This window comes from Candidatus Eisenbacteria bacterium, assembly GCA_016235265.1.
GTDB lineage: Bacteria > Eisenbacteria > RBG-16-71-46 > RBG-16-71-46 > JACRLI01 > JACRLI01.
Genome location: JACRLI010000004.1, coordinates 216,159 through 236,237 on the forward strand (window position 1 = coordinate 216,159; position 20,079 = coordinate 236,237).

Annotated in this window: 13 protein-coding genes; 3 read left to right on the plus strand and 10 right to left on the minus strand. The window is 72.9% G+C overall.

Going from position 1 to position 20,079, the window contains the following annotated elements:
- Positions 1-35: 35 nt before the first annotated feature.
- The 4 genes from HZB25_02885 to HZB25_02900 all read right to left on the minus strand — a co-directional run bounded on the left by HZB25_02885 (position 36) and on the right by HZB25_02900 (position 4,669).
- Positions 36-1,253: an aminopeptidase P family protein gene (locus tag HZB25_02885; protein MBI5836170.1), complete on the minus strand. Its 1,218-nt coding sequence runs from the start codon at positions 1,251-1,253 to the stop codon at positions 36-38.
- Positions 1,254-1,308: 55 nt separating this feature from the next.
- Positions 1,309-2,499 carry an ABC transporter permease gene (locus HZB25_02890; protein ID MBI5836171.1) on the minus strand — a complete coding sequence of 397 codons (1,191 nt, stop codon included), beginning with the start codon at positions 2,497-2,499 and terminating at the stop codon, positions 1,309-1,311.
- Entirely contained in the window at positions 2,496-3,233 is a 738-nt protein-coding gene (locus HZB25_02895; protein MBI5836172.1) for an ABC transporter ATP-binding protein, read from the minus strand. The genes HZB25_02890 and HZB25_02895 overlap by 4 nt, the downstream gene beginning before the upstream one ends.
- A gap of 173 nt (positions 3,234-3,406) precedes the next feature.
- Positions 3,407-4,669 (minus strand): GNAT family N-acetyltransferase, encoded by a 1,263-nt coding sequence (locus HZB25_02900; protein ID MBI5836173.1) that lies wholly within the window; start codon positions 4,667-4,669, stop codon positions 3,407-3,409.
- 222 nt (positions 4,670-4,891) lie between these two features.
- On the opposite strand from HZB25_02900, the gene trxA reads away from it, so the two are divergent.
- Positions 4,892-5,218 carry a thioredoxin gene (trxA, locus tag HZB25_02905; GenBank protein ID MBI5836174.1) on the plus strand — a complete coding sequence of 109 codons (327 nt, stop codon included), beginning with the start codon at positions 4,892-4,894 and terminating at the stop codon, positions 5,216-5,218.
- A gap of 543 nt (positions 5,219-5,761) precedes the next feature.
- Here the strand turns inward: trxA and HZB25_02910 are convergent.
- The 6 genes from HZB25_02910 to HZB25_02935 form a co-directional block, all read right to left on the minus strand.
- Positions 5,762-6,967 (minus strand): right-handed parallel beta-helix repeat-containing protein, encoded by a 1,206-nt coding sequence (locus HZB25_02910; GenBank protein MBI5836175.1) that lies wholly within the window; start codon positions 6,965-6,967, stop codon positions 5,762-5,764.
- 128 nt (positions 6,968-7,095) lie between these two features.
- On the minus strand, positions 7,096-8,055 hold the full coding sequence (locus HZB25_02915) for a T9SS type A sorting domain-containing protein (protein MBI5836176.1): 960 nt from the start codon (positions 8,053-8,055) through the stop codon (positions 7,096-7,098).
- Positions 8,056-8,348: 293 nt separating this feature from the next.
- Positions 8,349-8,915 carry a DUF502 domain-containing protein gene (locus tag HZB25_02920; GenBank protein MBI5836177.1) on the minus strand — a complete coding sequence of 189 codons (567 nt, stop codon included), beginning with the start codon at positions 8,913-8,915 and terminating at the stop codon, positions 8,349-8,351.
- A gap of 227 nt (positions 8,916-9,142) precedes the next feature.
- Complete coding sequence (locus HZB25_02925) at positions 9,143-14,449, minus strand: RHS repeat-associated core domain-containing protein (GenBank protein MBI5836178.1); 5,307 nt, start codon at positions 14,447-14,449, stop codon at positions 9,143-9,145.
- A gap of 12 nt (positions 14,450-14,461) precedes the next feature.
- Positions 14,462-16,267 carry a T9SS type A sorting domain-containing protein gene (locus HZB25_02930; protein MBI5836179.1) on the minus strand — a complete coding sequence of 602 codons (1,806 nt, stop codon included), beginning with the start codon at positions 16,265-16,267 and terminating at the stop codon, positions 14,462-14,464.
- A 9-nt stretch (positions 16,268-16,276) separates the two neighbouring features.
- Entirely contained in the window at positions 16,277-17,284 is a 1,008-nt protein-coding gene (locus HZB25_02935) for a hypothetical protein (protein MBI5836180.1), read from the minus strand.
- A 241-nt stretch (positions 17,285-17,525) separates the two neighbouring features.
- Here HZB25_02935 and HZB25_02940 point away from each other — a divergent pair, with 241 nt between their 5' ends.
- Complete coding sequence (locus HZB25_02940) at positions 17,526-19,220, plus strand: hypothetical protein (GenBank protein MBI5836181.1); 1,695 nt, start codon at positions 17,526-17,528, stop codon at positions 19,218-19,220.
- A gap of 4 nt (positions 19,221-19,224) precedes the next feature.
- On the plus strand, positions 19,225-20,007 hold the full coding sequence (locus HZB25_02945; GenBank protein MBI5836182.1) for a YwiC-like family protein: 783 nt from the start codon (positions 19,225-19,227) through the stop codon (positions 20,005-20,007).
- The last annotated feature ends 72 nt before the right edge of the window (positions 20,008-20,079 follow it).

Below are 20,079 nucleotides of genomic sequence, written 5' to 3' on the forward strand. Positions count from 1 at the left end.
CGGTGGCGCTGGCAGGTCAGGCATCCATGCCTGGCCTACACCACCTCCATGTCGTACGGGAAATCGGTGAGGTTCTCGAACGTGCCGTCGTCGCGGGCCACCAGGACGTCCTCCAGGCGGATGCCCATGCCACGCGAGGGGTAGTACAGCCCGGGCTCCACCGTGAACACCGTGCCGGGCAGGATCACGTCGGCGTTGGTCGGGGTGCTCGCGAAGCGCGGGCGCTCGTGCAGCTCCAGCCCCAGCCCGTGGCCCAGGGAGTGCACGTAACCTTCCTCCAGCTTGTCGTCCTGGCGCAGGGTGCGGTGGCCCTTCGACTCGAAGAACTCGCACACGGCGTCCTGGTAGGAGCGCGCCATCACACCCGCAGCGAAGCTCTTCAGGGACAGCAGGTGCGCCTCCTTCACCGTCTCGAACAGCTCGCGCAGCTCCGGGCGGGCCTGGCCCACGCAGAAGGTCCGGGTCATGTCGAAGTGGTACCCGCCCCCGATCTGCTGCGGGTAGATATCCACCACGATCGGCTCCCCGGCGCGGATGGGCTGGGCGTCGTCGCCATGGTTGTGCGGCACGCCGGCGTCGCGGCCCTGCGCCACGATGGAGCCGTGCGGCTCCACCAGGCCGTGCTCGATGAACCCCACGCGCAGCAGCGTGCGCAGGTCGCCCAGCAGGGCCGGCGTTCCGTCGGGGCGGGCGAGGCCGTCGCGACCCGGCTTGAGGGACTTCAGGCAGGCGCGCAGGCGGCCCATCACCTTGCAGGTCACCTTTCCGAGCTCCCGGGTGGTGTCGATCTCGCTCTTGTCCTTGGTGTAGCGGATCTCGTCGGCCAGCGGGAGCTTGTCGTCGGCCACCACGGTGCAGCCAAACTCGCCTTCCAGCGTGCGTGCCAGCTCCACCGACTCGCCCGCCGGCGCGGAGCCGTACAGCGCCACGCGCCCGGACACGCCCATGGCCTTCAGCCGCTCCCCCACCATGCGCGCGGAGGCGTGCGCGTTGGAGCGCGAACTCTCCAGCAGCGCCCGGAAGTTGTTGGCCGCCGGCGTGGACATCTCCACCCCGACCTTCACCGCGTCGTCGCGCTCCATGGGGTTGTGGATCAGGTGCGCGCGGCCGCCCCGGCCCCCCAGGTACCACGAGATGCCCAGGTTGGCGCCCTTCAGGAAGTACCACAGCGCGGGCGAGTGGACCGGGTTGCCGAACGCGACGAACCCGTCGAGTTCGCGCTCCTGCAGCAGGCGTTCGAGATCGTTGCGCATATCCCATCCCATCCGGGGGCGCACGGCGCCCCGAGCCCTGACTGGAACCCCGGGTCTACTTGGCCCGGAACATGACCTTTTCGTTGCTGAACAGCCGCACGGCGACCGCGATCGCCAGTGCGGCCAGCACCACCGAGGATACCACGGCGATCGCCAGGTGGGCGGACTTGGCCTCCCCCAGCAGGATCTCGCGCTGCGCCAGCGCGGTGCCCAGGATGGGGATGGCGAAACTCCGCGGCGTGGGGTCGGTCTGCTGCACCATGGAGCTCAGGCCGCCGAAGATCACCAGCATCTGCAGCCACACCGAGGTCATCTGGCCCTCGCGCGCGCTCTTGGCGAAGCAGCCCAGGGCCACCAGCAGCGCGGAGATGAGGACCGCCATGGGCAGCGCCACCAGCAGCACGCCCAGCAGCGCCGGCACCGACACGTTGATCGCGCCGTTCGCCTCACCGCGGCCGAACGAGAGCATGCCCATCGCGAACGTGACCCCGATCCCCACGCAGCTGGCCAGCGTGGAGGTGAGTGCCACGGTGACCACCGCCAGCAGCTTGCCTACCACGATGTCGGTGCGGCCGGCGGAGCTGACCAGGATCGTCTCCAGCGTGCCGCGGTCCTTCTCGCCGGCGGTGGTGTCAATGGCCGTGGTGACCGCGCCGCTGACCACCGCGATGGCCAGGAAGTACGGCAGGAACAGCGCCAGCATGTAGCCGCTCTTCTTGGCGGGAGGCGCGGCGTCGCGCTTTTCCAGCTCCACGATGCGCGCCAGGTCCGCGGACACGCCGCGCGCCGTGAGCGCCCGGGCGGTGGCGCGCTGGCCGAAGCGGCGCGCCAACTGCTCGGCGAGCCCGCGCGCGTGGCGGCTGATCTCGCGGGTCTCGTCGGCGTACAGGGTGAGCTTCACCTGCCGGCCCTCCGCCAGCGCCGCCGCCGCGTCGGCCGGGACCACCACCGCGGCGTCCGCGCGGCGGGTGCGCACGTCGGCCTGCGGGTCGGTGGTTTCGACCAGGCGCGCCTTGGGCAGCGCCGCCAGCGAGTCGGACAACTCCGGCAGGGCCTTCATGTTCTGCACCGCCAGGGTCAGCGCCGTGTTGCGGACCGCCTTGTCCTCCTTCTCGGCCATCATGGCCATGCCGCCCATCAGCGCGGGGTACAGCACCAGCGGGAACACGATCATGAAGAACAGCGTGCGCTGGTCGCGCAGCGCATCCCGCATCTCCTTCACCCACACCAGGCCGACGTTCTTCACGCAACCTCCTTGACCAGCTTGAAGAAGACTTCCTCGATGTCGTTCTCGCGGTAGGTCTCCTTGAGCTCGTCCAGCGTCCCGGCGGCCAGGATGGCGCCCTTGTCGATGATGGCGACGCGGTCGCACAGCTTGTCCACTTCCGACATGATGTGCGTGGACAGCAGTACGCAATGGCCGGCGGCCCGGGCGCGTTTCACGAACAGCACCACTTCGCGGGCGGCCATGATGTCCAGGCCCACGGTGGGCTCGTCCAGGATCAGGATCGGCGGGTTGTGCACCACCACGCGGGCCAGGGAGATGCGCTGCTTCTGCCCGCCGGAGAGCTTCGCCACGCGGGTGTCCATGAACTCGGTCAGCGCGAACTCCCGTCCCAGCGCCTCGGCGCGCGCGCGGGCTTCGTCCTTCGACATGCCCTGCAGGCGGCCGTAGAACTCCAGCGACTCGCGCCCGGTCAGCCGGTCGTAGAGCTTGGTGTCGCTGGTGTGGAAGCCGATGCTGCGGCGCACCTCCGCGGGGCGCTGCAGCAGGTCGTGGCCGTTCAGGACTGCGGTGCCCTCGTCCGGCTGCAGGATGGTGGAGAGGATGCGCAGCGTGGTGGTCTTGCCCGCCCCGTTCCGGCCCAGCAGCCCGAACACCTGCCCGGCCTGGGCCTGGAAGGTCACCCGGTCCGCGCCACGGATCTCCCCGCGCTTCTTGTCGTGGAACTTCTTGGTGAGGCCTCGGACATCGATCAAGCATGACCTCCGGGTCGTTGTGGACACGCGCGCCGGGTGCGGCCCCGGGCGGGGGATGAACGCAGAGAGTAACCCGGCCGGGCCTTTCGGCCAACAGGGGGTGTACGCGGGTGCGGGGGTGGCGGTTGCAGCCTGGCGCAGCGGGGCCGGGCGCGAATGCCCGTCCCGCGAACCTAGAAGAAGTCCCGCATGCCCGGCAGGGGCACCCGGAATGCCCGGTCCAGCTCGGCCAGCACGTCGTCGCCGCGCTGCACGAACAGCTCCTCGCGCGCGGCCACGGACCAGGGCAGGTAGCCGAAGAAGCACTGGCTGAACAGGTCCACCGGCAGCGTGATGGAGGCGCGCAGCGAGGCCCCCCGCCGCAGCGGGGTCACCTTGGCGGGCGCGCCGCCCTCGGCACCCAGCGTCAGCACCGAGCGCACCGCCCCGCCGGGCACGCTGGGGTCCTTCACGGTGAACGCCGCCACCAGCGGCAGGCACGGGTGGTAGTGGCGCTGCGCCAGCGCGCGCTGCACGTCCAGCACGCGCGCCATGTAGCCGAACGCCAGCCGGCCGGCGACGCTGAAGCCGTACCAGGCTCCCATCTCGTTGCGCAGCGGCGCCTCCGGCTCCACCAGGCGCGCCGCGAAGTGCTCGTCGGGGGCGGCGAAGATGCGCACCATCCACACCTGGTCGCGCAGCGAGGACAGCAGCCCCAGGATGGCCTGCAGCGCGGTCTCGCCCTCGGCGGCGTAGTCGGTGACTTCCAGGCCCGGCCGGCCGTCGAAGTCGCGGTTCTCGCACACCGCGTAGCCGGCCAGCTCGCCGTCGTCCTCGCCCTCGCGGTGCACGCCGTAGACGCGGGTCTCCGCGGCCTTGAGCCGCTTCTGCCACATCTTGCGGGTGCGCTCCAGCCAGCAGTGGTTCTCCTTCATCAGGCGCGCGTAGCACTCGTGCACCCGCGGGTACTCCTCGCGGCGCAACACGCGCACGTGGCGGCGCGCCTCGTGCAGCGGCAGGGATGCCGGTGGCACCTCGAAGATGTGCCGCTCGCCCACCAGTCCGTAGCCATGGCCCCGGTAGAAGTCGTGGCGGAAGGGATAGAGCATCGCGATCGAGTCGCCGCGCGCGCGCATCTGGCGCAGCGACTCGTTGAGCAACGCGGCGGCCACCCCCTCGCGCCGCGCGTCGGGCGAGACCGCCACCGCCGCGATGCCGCCCACCTGGAAGCGCGCGCCCGCCAGCCACACGTGCAGCGGGATCATGGCCAGGGTGCCGGCGGGACGGCCGTCCAGTTCCAGGAACAGCCGGTCCTTGAGGTCCACCAGCGGGTGGTCCTTCAGCAGTTCCTCGCGCTTGGAGATGGGCAGGTTGGGCATGGGAAACGAGTCGTACGACAGCCGCGCCAGGGTGGGGACGTCCCGGGGTCCCGGGCGGCGGATTCGAATCCTGGGCATGGCGCCTCCGTGGGCCGGGCCGGCCCGCAAAGCGTTCCGGCGGGCGCGCTTGCGCGCCCGCCCGGTCGTTGACGGTATTCCGATGGCTGTGCCATTCTAGCTCAAGCTGCCGCGGGCAGCGAATCTTCGCGTGGAATGCGGGCATCTACCATGGCGAAGGGACGTGCCCCCGATTGGGTCCTCCCCCCCGCAGATGTGCCATCGAAAGGAGCAGGTGAAGTCATGTCCAGTGTTGCCGCGGTCAGCGATACCACCTTCGAGCAGGAAGTCCTCAAGTCGGGCACCCCGGTGCTGGTGGACTTCTGGGCCGAGTGGTGTGGCCCGTGCCGGGCCCTCGGGCCCACCATCGACGAGATCGCGCGCGAGAAGGCCGGATCGCTGAAGGTGGTCAAGATGAACGTCGACGAGAACCCGTCGATCTCGGTGCAGTTCGCCATCCGCAGCATCCCGACCCTGCTGCTGTTCAAGGACGGCAAGGTGGTCGAGCAGCTGATCGGCAACATGCCCAAGCAGGCCCTGCTCTCGAAGCTCACGCCCCACCTGGGCTAGCGCGCCGCGCGGTCCCCGCCAGCGGAGCGCGGGCACTCCCGGGACATGGAATCCGCGAAGTAAGGAAGGCTGGGTCCGCGCGGACCCAGCCTTCATGCTTCGCATCGTCCTTGTGCAGTCCCGTGTCGCGGCCTCGGGAGGCTCGTACGAGGGTGGCGGTGCGGCATCCTTGCCGCGCCCGCCACCAAGGGGCGCGTCCCGAACTGTTCCTCATGACCCATTCGAGACGACGTCCACACTCGTGTATCGAGCGAACGGAGTATTGCACCCGCGTAAACACACTCACAACGAATTTCTGTTCCGCCGCGCGAAAAAGTCGCGCGTCGCGCCCATGCGCGACGCGCGCACTCCTCTTCCGAAGTTATCCACAACGGGATCGCACACTCCTCGAATGCTCCGCGCGGCACCGGCGGAAGCGGAAGCGCGCGCGTACCGGCGCGCACACGCGCGAGTTCCGGTGGGCGCCGAGTTATCCACAGCCCGGGCGCCGCGGGCCGCCACCATCGTGAACGGACTCCGCGGGAGAACTGGCTCGGGCTATGCTCAGCGCAGGATCTTCGCGGGCCTCGGGCACTCGGGCGCCAGCGCGCCGATCACCCCGCACGGCTCGCGGTCGGCGGGACCGCCGGGCCGCGGGTGAAAATTGCCGTTGAGGTAGTTGCAGAACCCGGGGTCTTCCTCGATCTGCTGGCCCGCGCCGGGGATTTCGCCCGGCGGCGAGGAGCCCGGGATCTCGGTGGGATTGGCGGCGTAGTAGAAATTCTCGGGTGTGTTGTGCCAGGCCAGGTTGCAGCGCAGATCCGGGTAGGCCGCGCGCCCGGCCACCAGGCCGCCGCCCTGGTTGGCGCTGATGTTCTCGGCGAGCAGGTTGCGCACCACCAGCGGGCGGCAGTTCAGGAAGAACAGCCCGCCGCCCCAGTGCTCCACCCGGTTGGCCACGATGGTGTTGCCGCGCACTTCCACGCGCGTGAGCGTGCCGATTTCCGCCCCGCCGCCCCACCCGGCGTCGTTGCGGTCCATGACGTTGGCCTCGAGCAGGCCCTGGGTGCGGAAGTCCAGGAACACCCCCCCGCCGTGGTAGTCGGCGTGGTTGCGCAGGAAGCGGTTGCCGCGGATGGTCACCAGCGAGCAGGCGCGGGCGTAGAGGCCGCCGCCGTTGCTGGCGGAATTCCCCTCGAAGGTGTTGCCCTCCAGCACCGCGGGCGACTCGAACAGCGCCACCGCCCCGCCCACCCCCTTGCCGATCTCCAGCACGTTGTCCACGAAGATGTTGTCCCGCACCCGCACCGCCGCCCGGAAGGCCAGCAGCCCGCCACCGCCCTCGCGCGGCGTGTCCGGCAGGTACGTGCCCCGGCCGCGGGTGACGGTGAATCCCTCCACGCGGGTGAGGCTGTCGGCGTCGCGGACCAGGATCACGGAGCCGCGGTAGTCGCCCAGGATCCGGGTGGACAGGGCGCCGTCGCGGCTGCGCAAGGTGACGCCCGAAGGCAGGACCAGCCGTTCCTCGTAGTCACCCGGCAGGACCAGCACGGTGTCGCCGGGCTGCACCCGGTCCAGCGCCCTCTGGATGGACCGGCTGCCGGCCACCGGGGCCACCTCGACCGTGGCCGCCGGCGCCGGGGACGGGACCGGCCACGCACCCGTGACCAGCGCGCTCAGCGCGCCGGCGAAGATCGCGGCACGGAAACGGATGCACGGGCGGGTATTGGGCGCGGCCGGAGGGGTGGTCGGACGGTGGCGGTACGACATGGTGGGATACTAGCACGCCCGGGGAGTGGACTCGTAGGGTTGGGCTCAAACCTCTCCCGGGGCGCGGGCGTCCCGGGAGAGATCTCCGGGGACGCCCCTCACCCCAGGGCCGCCCTGCAGCTGCGGGCCTATCCGCGGAGCCAGGTGAAGCGCCGGGTGATGCGGGTGCCCTGGGCCTCCAGGCGATAGAAGTACGTTCCGGAGGCGGCCCGGACGCCGCTGGCGCCGCGGCCGTCCCAGGAGACGGTGTGGCGACCGGCGTCCTGTGGGCCGTCCACCAGCACCCGGACCAGCTGGCCCGAGGCGTCGAGCAGTGCCATGCGCACCGTCCCCCGTGCCGCCAGCTCGTAGGCCAGTTGCACCCGCCCACGCGCCGGGTTGGGCCGGGCGAACAGCAGCCGGGTCGCGATCGCACCGCCGCCTTCCACCCCCACGGCCGCGCCGACCGTCACCGTGCCGACCATGCTGAACGAGTGGACGGCGCAGAAGTACTGCTGCGCCCCGCCGACCATCATGGGGATCGCGGCGCTGGCATTGTGGCCCAGGAAACCGGTGTCCCACGTGCCGTTCTCGATCCCGCCGCTGCCGCTGGTGCTGGTGTGGGTGAACGTCCCGCTGTTGAACCACACCACCGTGTCCCCCAGCGTGACGTTCAGGGTGGCCGGATTGAACGAGAAGTCCTTGATCGTGACCACTGCGCGCGTGACGCGGATGATGCCCCGCGTGGCGGGGTTGAGCGAATCGAAGTAGCGGAACGGGCCCATCAGCGTGAAGGCGCGCTGGTAGGTCGCGGCGGGGGCCAGCGTGGGCGAGGCGAACTTGCCGTCGGGAGTGGGTGAGATGCCACTGGTGACATTGTGGCTCGAGGCCGACTGGTTCACCCAGCGGATGGTGTCCCCCAGGGTGGCGAAGACCGTCGAAGGTGAGTACTCGAATCCGCCGCCCACGTCCACGATGTTGACCACCCGCACCGTGGCGCGGGCCGGCGTGGCGAGCGGCAGGGCGGCGGCGAGGAGCAGCAGGGCCAGCGCCGCGCGGCGGCCGGCGGACGGGGTGGCGGGAGTCGTCGCGGTGACAATGCGCTGCATGGCTGGGCACCTCCGCTGTGGTTCGCGGGCATCGGACCAGCGAAACGACGGACTGGGAGGGAGCCGTCGGCGCACCTGGGCGAGGCCGGACTTCGGGACGGTTTCCGACGGCGCGGGCCTGGGGGCGCGACGCGGGCGGATCTTCGCCGGGTCCATCGCGGACGGGTCGGTGCCGGGACGGCAGGGAGGCGAAGCAGCGGCTACTGTTTGGATGCGGACGGAGGCGGGTCGGTGCCTATCGGGAACCGGATCTCACGCAGGTGACCCGGGCCCCGGCAGCCACCGCACGGTGGCTAGAACCGGCGCTCGGCGCGGCCCAGCAGCATGGTGGGCGAGACGATCCCGCCGGAGAGCACCAGCTTGAGCCCCTCTTCCACCGAGATGTCGAGCGGGTGCACCTGGTCCACGGGCAGCAGGATGAACATGCCCGAAGTGGGGTTGGGGGGATGCGGGATATAGACGTTCACCAGGGGATCCACTTCGCCGTCCGGCCGGCGATAGTCAATGCGATTGGTGACGAAACCGACCGAGTACATCCCCAGCCGCGGGTACTCCACCAGCAGCACCTCGCGGAAGATGATGGACTTGTTGGCCCCCGAGAATGCCTCCATGAGCTGCTTGGCCGCGTGGTAGATGGTCTTCACCACGGGGATGGACAGCAGCAGGCTCTCCACGCCGCGCAGCAGGAACTTGCCCACCAGGTTCCGCGCCAGCAGGCCCAGCAGGAAGATGGCGACGATGGCCGAGATGAAGCCCAGCCCGTAGATCAGGGCCACGCCCTGCAGGAAGATGTTGCGGATGCCGCCCCAGAAGCCGGGGTGCTTCTCCTCGTCGGAGAGCTTCTTCTCGATGTCGCTCACGCGCGGAGCTTACAGAGGGCCGGGCGCGTTGTCCAGAAGCGTTGAGGCACGGGCGCGGGCCGGTGGGACCGCGGGCACGCTGGGGGCGCGCGGCGGGGGCGTGCGCCGGGAGCGCGCGCCGGGAGCGCGCGCCGGGCGCGCGCGGCGGGAGCGCGCGGCGGGAGCGCGCGGCGGGAGCGTGCGCCGGGAGCGCGCGGCGGGAGCGCGCGGCGCCACCGGCCACCCGCTCAATGCGCCTCCGCGGCATCGTCCCACACCGGCCCGAAGAGGCCATCCAGGACCGACGTGTTCGCGTATCCGGGCACCACCCGCGAGAGGATGTCGTCCGAGAGGTCGGACAGTTCCGGCCGCAACCCGCCCCAGGTGAGCAGCGCCATCACCCCCACCGGCGGCGTGGCCAGTCCCGCCTGCACCGCCAGCACGCCCAGGAGGTCCAGGGTGGTCTCCCCCAGCAGGACGCTCTCCGAGGCCAGGCGCGCGTTCTCCACCTGAACCGGGGTCAGGCCTCGCGCGTTCTCGAGGGCCATCTGGACGCGAATGCCGGCCACCAGCTGGTGGCCGATCATGGCGCGGTCCAGCGTGCGCGTCGCGGGCACCTTGGTCACGGCCCCGCGCACCACGGCCCGGGTCACCACCGGGCACACCCGGCCCAGTCCGGCGACCACGGAGAGGGTCGCGTCCTTTCCCGGGAACGTGAGCAATCCGTCGTGGATCGAGCGCGCAGCACGGGTGACGGCCAGGTAGGCCTGGTAGAGCTTGCGGCCCTGCTCGCCCGCCCGGTCCCCGCCCACGGTCTTCAGCAGGCGGATGGCCAGGAGCAGCTTGTCCGGCACGCCGATGGTGCCGCGCACGATCACCGGGGGCAGGATGTAGCGCGGCGCCAGCCCGGCGGGCGCGTCCACCGGGGAGCCGGCCAGGCCCTCGGGGTCGGCGTAGGTGAGCGGATCGCCGAAGGCGTAGCCGTACGGCGGGGCGCCGGAGTCCCGGAGCGGATCCGGTGAGACGAAGCGCGCGGTGCCCGGGTCATAGAAGCGGTTCACCAGGTAACACCAGCCGGTCTCCGGATCCTGCTCCGCCCCCAGGAAGCCCAGCGTGGGGCGATCCGCGCCCTCGAAACGCGACAGCTCGCCGTAGGGCAGGAACTCCTGCTGGAAGCGGACCGCCCCGTCTTCGTCCACGCCCAGGCGCACGGAACCCAGCGCGTCGCAGAGATAGGCGACGAAGGCGCCGTCGCGCTCGACGGTGCCGAGCAGCCGGGCCCCCGCGCGCACGTACTCGCGGAGCACGCGGCCCGAGGAATCGGCCTCCGCCAGCAGCGTGCCATCCTCGTCGCGCAGCTGGAACGTGGTCACGCCGCCCACGCGACGGCGGGTGCGCCAGCCGCGCGCGTCGTATCCATAGACGGCCGAGTCGGTGACGTCGGCGGCCCGCCCGGCGACCGTCACCAGCCGCCCGGCGGACGACCAGGCGAGCGTGAGGGCGCCGAGGGTGTCCGAGCCCACCAGGCGGGTGCGTTCGGCCAGCGCGCCGCCGGCGTCATAGGCGAATTCTTCGCGTCCGTGCGGCGCCCGGCGCACGCGGGAGAGGCGCGGCCCGTCCAGGTCGAAGGCCGCCGATTCGAGGTCACTGCCCACCGAGTCCAGCTCCCCGCCGGGGGCGTGGCGGTAGGTGACGGCGGGAGAGCCCGGTTCGCTGGAGAAGCGCACCGAGGCGAGACGCCCCGCCGGATCGCGCGCGAAGTCCCAGCGCACTCCCCCGGCGGCGGCACGCGCGGCGCACCGTCCGTCCGGGTCGCGCTCGTGGAACTCCTGGAACAGGGTGCGCCCGCGCGACTGTCCCACCTGGGAGACCGGCGCACCGCCCGCGTCGCGCTCCCAGCGCTGCTCCAGCGCACCGGCACGCTGCGCGGCGACGCGGCCCGCGGCGTCGCGGGTAAAGGCCGCCAGCTCCCGCCCGGAGCCGTGCTCCTCGAGCCGAGCCACGCGGCCAGTGGCGGGATCGTAGTAGTGGTTCACGCGCCGGCCGTCCGGGTAGATGATGGAGGTGACGCGGTCCAGGCGGTCGTATTCGAACTCCAGCGAAAGCGGACTGGCCACTCCCGCGAAGTGGCAGGTCTTGCGGACCACCCGGCCCCGGCCGTCGCAGTCGAGTTCCACCACATCCACGGCGCCTCGCTCGTCGCGTGTCTCCACCCGGGTGAGGGAGCCGGGCGAGGCGCTGCCGTCGTACGAGTAGCGGGCAGTCCAGCGGGAGTCTGCGGGCAGCGCGCCGGCGTCGGCCAGGGCCTGCGCGGAGGCCTCCGTGAGACCCGCGGAGGTGGCTTCCTCCAGCAGCCGGCCCAGCGCGTCGTAGCGCAGGCACGTCCAGCCGGCCCCGGCCGCGCCACGCTCGTCGCGGGTGAACACCGGGCGTCCGGCGAGGTCCCACACCGTCACGCGGCGTGAACCGTCGGGGTTCTCGACCAGCAGGCGGTGGCCCGCGAGGTCGTGGTGAAACCGGGTGACGTGCCCGCCGGGTGCGTGCCACGCGGTGACCCGGCCCGCGGCGTCGTATTCGTAGTACCGGGTCTCGAAGGGAACCGATGCGCCGGCGGCGTACTCCGCGGCGGCCAGCAGCAGCCCGCGCGCATCCCGGGCGCGCAGCGAGGAGACTCCGCCGGGGTGCCGGGCGATCTCCACGGCGCAGAACCCCGGCGTGCCGCCCGGCCGGCCCAGGCCGAGAACCTGGAGATCCGGGACGGTGCGGTGCTCGACCCGGGTGGTGCCGGCCGGCCCCGCCTCGGCCGTGGGGCGCCCCAGCTCATCGTGGGTGTAGGTCACGCCGGCAGCTCCAGCCCTCCCCGCCTGCACCAGGCGTCCGAACGCGTCGTACGCGTACTCCATGGCGGCGCCAGACTCCCCGGCGCGGCGCAGGCTGCGCGGGCGGCCCAGGCCGTCGAGATGACACACCGCCAGCAGGCTCTCCAGCATGGCCGGATACAGCGCCGCGTAGTCGGTGGCATACCCCGCACCCGACGTCCGGGTGAGCACCCGCGACGGCCACACCGTGAGGTCGTAGGGCGGCAGCAGCGCCCCGCGCGGCGCGACCGGCGACCTGGGAGTCGGCGGCGGAGGGCCGGTCATCACGTCGCCGGGCAGCGCGCGGGTGCGCTCGCGGCCTTCCGCGTCGTAGCCGTGCGAGGTGAGGTGCCCCGCGCCGTCGGCCTCGCGCAACAGCTCCCCTTCCCAGCCGAACGACTGGTAGGCCTGCAGGCTGCTCCCGGCGTCCGGGTGCAGCGTGATCATCACCGGGTAGGCGCCTCCGGGGCAGTCGGCAAAGGCGATGGTGTTGGGGATGGGCCGCGGGTCGTACTCGAACTCCACCGCCTCCCCCAGGGGGCCCGTTGCGCGCACCATCCGCGAGGGCTCGGTCTCGCTCCAGCTGAAGGTCCGCGTGGCCACGCGCGCGTCGTCGAGCCGGATGTGCTCGGCGGTGACGCGGCCGTAGGCGGGCTCCCGCTCGTACCAGGTCTCGGAGAGGAGCGCGCCCGTGACCGGGGCCAGCCGGCGCGCGCGCGCGGGGAGCTGCACCGAATAGCGCCCCGTTCCGCTCCAGGGCTGGTGCAGCCCGGGCGCGTCGAAGTACTCCACTTCGGTGCGCACCCCGGCCGCATCGGTGCATGCCGTCACCCGCGCGAGGCTGTCGTAGGTGGTGGTGGTGGTGTAGCCGCCCAGAGGCGCGCCCGCGGAGGTGGCCCGGAAGGTCTTCGAGGCCGGCAGCAGCGTGCCGGTGTAATGGTCGCCTTCGGGCACGGCGTCGTAGTCCATGGCCAGGGCGTGCGTCTCGCCGCAGGCGAGGCTCACCGAGGACTCCACCAGCCGGGCGGCCCAGCGGCTGCGGGTCGGGCCGCCGTGCGTCTGGGGCAGGCACGGGTACTTGCGAAAGGTGTGCACCATGCGGAACCCGGACGCCAACGCGGCGGCCCGCGCGGCCTCGCGCGACGCGACCGGGGCGCCCGGCCCGGGGGCCCCGGCGGGAAGGCTCGACGCGCCCGGCGCGCCTCCTGCCGGCGGGGACGGCGACAGCGGCGGCCCGCCGTCGTAGTCCACGTTCGTCAGGTACCGGTACGCGTCGGACTCGAACGGCGCGCCCACGGCGGGCCGCTCGCTCCAGTCGTAGGCGAGGGCGACCACCTGCACCGGGGCCTGCCCCGCAGCCTCGCGGATCTCCACGCGCGAGACCATCGGCGCCAGGCACGGCGAACGCCCGGTGGCCCGCCACGCGCCGTCCTCCCCGCGCAGCGTGGGGTCCGGGCAGGCGGGACGCGTCGCCGGAAGCGGGACGAAGCCGTAGGTGGAACTGCCGCCTTCCGGGTAGTCCACGCCGGCAAGCCGCATGGCGCGCACGTCCGCGCTGTCCGAGCAGTTCGTGAGCCACGCCTCGGAGCGGTCGTCGGGCTCGTGGCGGAAGCCGGTCACCCGGCCGGTTCGGTCCGTGAAGTGGTCGAGATAGTACAGGTACGACCGGCGCGGCCGGGCCGCGCGGTCCGTGTACCACCGCTCCGAGAAGTCCAGCTCGTGCTGGCCGGGGCCGTAGCTGGTCACGACGGACACGTGGCACTCGCCGCCCTGGGGGGAGGCGTCCACGAGGATGTTCACGCTCCGTCCCGACTGGTCGGTGACCCGCACCGCCGTGGGATGCAGCCACGCGGAGCGTCCGCCGCCGGAGTCGGCGTACTCGTAACGGACGGTGAGCGAGCAGCCCGGCGTGGGCCCGGCCACCCGGGAGAGGCGGAATGCACGCGGGCCTTCGTTGTTGTTGTACGAGTAACCGGGCCAGCGCAGCGTGAGCGGCACTTCGTCGAAGGTCCACGTGCTGCCGTCCGGCTTCTTCACCGTGAGCGCGCGCCGGGTGTATGCGGGCGGGGCCAGCGAGGCGCGCCAGGCGAGTGAGGGATCGTTGGGCAGCATCGCGGGATTGCCGGAGGTGGGCAGGTTGCCGGGGTAGCCGAAGGCCACCGGGGCACCCTCCGAGGAGGCCAGTTCCACGTCGCCGTTGGATCCCCCGGACGCATACGCCTTGTCGCAGATGGAGTAGCCGGAGGTGCGCCAGCACCCGTCCACCACCAGGCCGGACGCGTCGCGATGCGGCTGGCCCGGCACCTCGCCGTTGAAGAGGTAGGGCGCCAGGTTGGCGGTCCACAGCACGTGGCCGTTCAGCCCCAGGCTCCACTCTCCGAAGGCGGCCTCGGCATCCACGTAGGCCGAGGCGGCCGTGAAATCGAACCGGTGATGCGACACCGAGCCCGAGTAGTCGAGCGTGAGCACCACGTCCATGCCCCCCGGCTCCGGCCAGCGAAGCAGGGTGCGGTGATACGAGGGCGAGCCGGCGAACAGGCCCACGGACTCGCCGGGCGCGATCTCAACCTGGTCCTCCCCGAGGCGGCCGCCCAGGGCGTCCCGCGGATCGGGCGCATCCCCGGCCGCGGCCTGCGCCGGGCCCCAGATCGCGATGACAGCCGCCGCCAGGACCGCCCGAAGTGTGCGTCCCGTCATCCTCTCCCCCCTTCAGTCCAGCCGGACCAGTTTGCCGATGGTCTCCGCGCTCTCCGATCCGGAACGCGCGGTGACGCGGTAGAAGTACACGCCGCGAGCCACAGGCTCACCGGTGGCGTCTCGCCCGTCCCAACCGAGGCGCTGGCGGCCCTCGCCGAAGTCGCCCTCCAGTCCGCGCACGCGTCGCCCCGCGACGGTGAACACGTCCACGCGCACGCGCGCGGACCGGGTGAGCGCGAACAGGAAGTCGGTGGCGGTGCGCACCGGGTTGGGGTAGTTGAAGACGTCCCGCAGGGCCAGCGGCAGCTCGACCTGGAATCGGGCCCCGCCCAGCGTGTCGCCGCGCGCGCAGGCGACGGCGGTATAGGTGCCGCTCTCGAGGCTCAACCGAAGCTGCACCGCGGAGCGGCCGGTGGCGCGGCCCACGGCCGCCGCACCGCGGAACACCCGGATTTCCACCTCCGGATCCCCGGAGAGCGCCGGTTCCTCCAGCGCCCCGCGCAGCTCCACCTCCCCACCGGTCAGCCGCAGCACCGGGCCGGCGGCGGAGCCTTCGGCGCCATTCACCCACAGGCGAAACCGGCCGGGCGGGAGCAACCCGGCCGGCGCGGAGGCGCTCACGCCGTGGTGCCGGTGACCCAGCTCGTGGCGGAACAGCCTCGGGCGGCCGGCCGAGTCGCTTCCAGCGTCGCTCACGAAACCCAGGGCGGTGCCCCCGTCGTGCGCGGCCCACGCCGCCCGCGTGCCCGGGGGCGCGGAGGCGGAACAGGCTGCCAGGTCGGTCTGCGAGAGGGAGCGCCCGGGTCGCGCGCCGTCGCCCCAGGTCCCAAGCGGCGAACCGTCGGCGGCCCACGCGGCCAGGCGGCCGTCGCGGCCCAGGGCGAGGATTCTCTGGCCGCGGTCCGCCAGCACGGCGACACCCCCCACCGGGCCCACGGGCGCGGTGGCCGGCCAGCCGGTCGCGGCGTGGAAGCCGCGCAGGCCGTCGCCGTCCCAGCGGCCCACGCCACCGGCCAGCGGCACCAGCAGGCAGGGCGCCGCGTCGGATCCCACCCGCGCGGGCTGTGGCGCGGCGGTGACGGGCACGGAAGTCTGCCGCTCCTGGTAGACCGGCATCGAGCCCGCGTAGAAGAGGCAGAACCACCGGCCGGCCGGGCCTTCCTCCACCCCACCCAGCACATCCGGAACGCCGTCGCCGTCCGCGTCGGCGAGACGCAGGCGCGGCCGGCCGGTGAAGTTCGTCAGGGGAGAGATGGGCCGGCGGGCGGACGGATCGCCGGCCTCGGAGGCCAGCACGTCGCCGGACGTGCCGACCCACACCCAGTCGGGGCGACCGCGGCGCTCGATGTCGCCCAGCTCGGGGGTGTCGGCCATGTCGCGCGGACAGGGGATCTCTGCGAAGCCCGCCGCGGGCTGCCCGTCGAGGCGCCAGGCGCGCACGGTCTGCCCGCCGTCCCACGACTTCAGCAGGCAGACCACCTCCGGCTGGCCATCGCCGTCGAGGTCCTGAAGCCGGGGAACGCCCGCGGGCCACGCGCCGGACGCCGCGACGGGCCAGCCCGGCGCGGGACGCCCGTATTCGTCCCACAAGAAGATTCGGCCGCCGTCGTCGCGGCTCACCAGGCGGAAGCCGCCGCCCACCGCGCCCGCGGAGAGCGAGGCCGACGGCAGGGCCGCGGCGTCCACGGCGAGGAACACCGCCCACAGCAGCGCGGCGATGCCGGCGGCCAGGGCCAGGAACACGACCCAGCGGACCGTCGAGAAGAGCACGGCCCGGGCGCCCGAGTCCGGGCGGGACCGTTCGTGGCGTGCGCTCATGTCGCCCCCCTACCAGCGCGCCACGGCGGACACGCGGTGCGTGCCGCCGAGGTCGTGAAAGGGAGCCACCGCGTAGTCCACGCGAAACGCGCCCACGCCCAGGCCGGCACCGAACGCCGCCCGGCCTTCCGAGGACCCGGCCCGCAGGAACAGCCGGTCGCGGTTCCGGAGCTCCACTCCGCCGCGCCACGGGCGCACCGGTCCGCCCGAGAGACCCGGGGCGGACGCCGCGCCGAACACGCCGCGCACCGCCAGGCCAGGGCCCAGGCGCACCTCGCGCGCCACCGCCAGCTCCAGGGACGGTGGGAGGCTCTCTCGCGCCCCGGAATCCCACGCCATGCGCGTGCTGGTGATGTCGCTGACGCGCGCCGCGACCTCCACGCCGGACACCTCGGCGCGCAACCCCACATCCAGCCCGAAGCCCTCCCCGCGACGGCCGGCGACCTCCTGGCGCAGGTACTTGGCGCACACCCCGGCGCTCACGCGCGGGCCGAAGGCGCGCGCGTAGCCCACCATGAGCGCCCACTCGGCGTCGCTGCGCCACTCCACCCGCGAGGGATCCACCTGCACCGGCTCGCCCGGTTCCCATCGGCCGTCGTCTTCGCCGGGATCGCGCGTGCCGGGCTGGCCGTCGGCACCGAAGTCGTCGAAGGCGAAGCGGTCGGTGACCGGGATGTCGTCCACGGACAGGCGCAGGATGCCCACTCCCAGCGCCTCGCCGGAGCCGTGCCCGATGGGGCCGGTCCAGGCCAGCGCATCGAAGCCGGCCGCCCCGGAGAAGTTCTCGGAGTGCATGATCTCCGCGGCGGCCGAAGGGGTGCGGGCCATCAGCGCCGGGTTCCAGCACAGCGCCGACGGGTCGTGGCCCACCGAGAGGAGCCCGCCGCCCAGCGCGTACGCGCGGGCGCCCAGCCCCAGGCGCAGGAACTCGGCCACACCGGAAGCGCCGGAAGCGGTGGGCGGGCCCGCCACGAGCAGCAGGCCGGCCAGGGCAGGAAACAGGGACGAGACGCGCATGGGGCGCCCTCGCGGGGAATGCATCCGGGGACGGCGTGGATCCATCGCAAGCGGCGGGCCACCGTCGCCGGGGGCGGCAAACGTTGCAGACAAAGGCGTCCGGCCCGCGATCACGCCCGGACCGGCGGTCACCGCGCGTTGTCGGGGGAAACACCGGTGGCGGGGGCGGGCCTCTCGGGTATCATTGCGCCAGGCGCCCGGCACGCCGCCATGCGCGGACCCAGGACCCCGGAGATCCAGGATGACCCCGCCGCGACCCGGACCGATCGTCGAACCCGCCATCCCCCGCTCCACCGAATTCCCCGCATGGGCCCGGTGGGCTCTGCGCGCCGTGCTCCTGGTTGTGCCCGCCGCCCTGGCGGTCGCCTGTCTGCGCCCGATGCTCTCCGCGCAGGGCCGGCTGGGCTTCCCGATGGACGACCCTTACATTCACTTCCAGTACGCGCGGAACCTGGCGCACGGCGCCGGCTTCTCGTTCAACCCCGGTGAGCCATCGCCGGGTGCCACCAGCCCCCTGTGGGTGGTGCTGCTGGCGGCCGGCAACGCGATGGGGGCGCCCCTGGAACCGTGGGCGGTGGTCCTGGGCATCCTCGCGTCGTGTGCCGCGGCGCTGCTTACCATGGAAGTGGGCCGCGCCGCGGGGCTGTCCACCCCGCTGGCCTTCCTCGCGGGGCTGGCAACCGCCACCAGCGGGCGCATGACCTGGGGGGCGCTCTCCGGCATGGAGGTCTGCGTGGCCATGGCGCTGGCGCTGGCCGCGGTCCGCATGCACCTTTCCGGCGCGCACGGATGGAAGCGGGCGCTGGGCGTGGGCGCGCTCGCGGGCCTGGCCGGGCAGGCGCGTCCCGAGGCCGCGCTGCTGGGCGTGCTGCTGTGCGCGCTGGAGGCGTGGCGCGCCGGCCGCGGACGGGGTCCCTCCGGCGCGCCTGGCGTCGCGGTCACCGGCCGGCGCGGCTCCGGAAGTCCGCCCGCGGTCCGCAGGTCCGGATCCCGAATCGCCGCCGCGCTGCGCGCCACCCTGCCCTGCGCCGCCGCCATGATCGCGGTGATGCTCCCCTACGGCATCTTCTGCCTCGCCACGACCGGGCGCCCGTTCCCCAACACGTTCTACGCGAAGAGCCTCATCCCGCTGGGAGAGGGCATCGCGTGGTGGAACGGCGGGCGCGCCCACTACCTGCAGGAGGCGATGCTGTGGGCCTTCCGGGACAACTCCCTGCTGGTGCTGCTGGCGCCGGGGCTGCTGCTGTGGGGCTTCCGCTCTCGTTGGGCCGGCCGCGGCGCGGCGATGCGGCCCCTCGCCCTGCCCCTGTGGCCGCTCGTATTCTGGGCCTACGCGCTGGTCTTCTTCCCCATGCACTTCAGCCTGTCGCGCTACACCATTCCCCTGGTCCCGTTCACGGCCCTGGTGGCGATGGTCTGTCTCGAGGCGCTGCAGGCGGCGCTCGGCAGCGCCACGGCCCGTCGCGGCGTGGAACTGGTCGCCGCGCTGATCCTGGTGGTGGGGGCCACCCGCAGCCAATTCATGGGTCAGGAAACCTACCGGCTGAACGTGGACAACATCCTGCACATGCAGGTGGCCATGGGCGAGTGGGTGGCGCAGAACGTGCCGCCCGGATCGAAGATCGCGAACAACGACGTGGGCGCGATCACCTACATCGGCGGCCGCTACTGCATTGACGTGATGGGGCTGGTGAGCTCGGACTTCGTGACCGAGCTGCTCGAGCGGCGCCGCGCGGGCCTGTCCCCGTACCCGGACGACGCGCTGCCCGGCTATCTCGACGAGCGCGGTCCGGACTACTGCATCCTCTTCCCCGAGTGGTTCCCCGACTACGTCCGCAGCGGCCGCCTGGTGCCGATTCACGAGATTGACTACGAGAACACCACCGGTGGGGGCAACCAGCTGGTGGTGTACCGGTTCCTGAAGCGGGCGCGGTGACCCGGTGAGCCGTTTGCTCGTGCCGGCCGAGCACGGGAGCTGGGCCTTCCTGGGCGAGCCCGTGGTGCTGGGCCTCGCCGTGGCGCTGCGCGCACCCGGCGCCACGCCATCCGGAGGGATGGCCGCCACGCTGGTGGCCGTGGCGACGGTTGCGGCCTTCCTGGCGCGCAAACCCCTGCGCATCTCGGTCACCGACCGGCGCGAGGGCCGGCGCACCGCGCGGACGGCGCGGGCGGGCCTCGCCGCGGCGGCACTGGCGCTGGCCGGCGCGGCCGCGGTGACCGGGGCGGCGCTGCTGGCGCAAGGGCCGGTGCTGCTGGCGATGGGCCTGGCGGCGCCGATCGGCGCGGTGGCCCTGGCCTTCGACCTGGACCGCCGCGCGCGCGATGCCGCGGCCGAAGTCACCGCCGCGCTGGCCCTGGCCGGCGCCGCGCCCGCCATCGCGCTCGCCGCCGGCCTCCCGCGGCCCGCCGCGTTCGCACTGTGGGCCATCCTGGCCGCGCGCGCCGTGCCCACCGTGGCCTACGTTCGCGCCCGGCTGCGACTGGAGAAGAGTCACCCGGTGCGGACCGCGGAAGTACTGGCCCTGCACGCCGCCGCCGCAGGCGGCGTGGCGCTCCTGGCGCGCGAGGGATGGGTGCCGTGGGCCGCGGCCGTCGCCATGACCGTGCTGGCCCTCCGCGCCGCCGTGGGGCTCTCGCCGTGGCGGTTGCGGATGACCACCATGCAGTTGGGCCTGAGCGAGATCGCCTTCGGCCTGCTGGTGGTGCTGGCGACATGCGTGTAGGACCGCCATCCATGTCGGCCAGGGGGAGCGGAGATGATGAAGGCAGCGCGCAGGTCCGTTCATGACGCCCGG

Excerpts from the sequence above, each read along its gene's own strand:
- HZB25_02885 (MBI5836170.1), bottom strand. The coding sequence starts at position 1,253 with ATGCGCAACGATCTCGAACGCCTGCTGCAGGAGCGCGAACTCGACGGG.
- HZB25_02900 (MBI5836173.1), bottom strand. The coding sequence starts at position 4,669 with ATGCCCAGGATTCGAATCCGCCGCCCGGGACCCCGGGACGTCCCCACC.
- trxA (MBI5836174.1), top strand. The coding sequence starts at position 4,892 with ATGTCCAGTGTTGCCGCGGTCAGCGATACCACCTTCGAGCAGGAAGTC.
- HZB25_02910 (MBI5836175.1), bottom strand. The coding sequence starts at position 6,967 with ATGTCGTACCGCCACCGTCCGACCACCCCTCCGGCCGCGCCCAATACC.
- HZB25_02915 (MBI5836176.1), bottom strand. The coding sequence starts at position 8,055 with ATGCAGCGCATTGTCACCGCGACGACTCCCGCCACCCCGTCCGCCGGC.
- HZB25_02925 (MBI5836178.1), bottom strand. The coding sequence starts at position 14,449 with ATGACGGGACGCACACTTCGGGCGGTCCTGGCGGCGGCTGTCATCGCG.
- HZB25_02930 (MBI5836179.1), bottom strand. The coding sequence starts at position 16,267 with ATGAGCGCACGCCACGAACGGTCCCGCCCGGACTCGGGCGCCCGGGCC.
- HZB25_02935 (MBI5836180.1), bottom strand. The coding sequence starts at position 17,284 with ATGCGCGTCTCGTCCCTGTTTCCTGCCCTGGCCGGCCTGCTGCTCGTG.
- HZB25_02940 (MBI5836181.1), top strand. The coding sequence starts at position 17,526 with ATGACCCCGCCGCGACCCGGACCGATCGTCGAACCCGCCATCCCCCGC.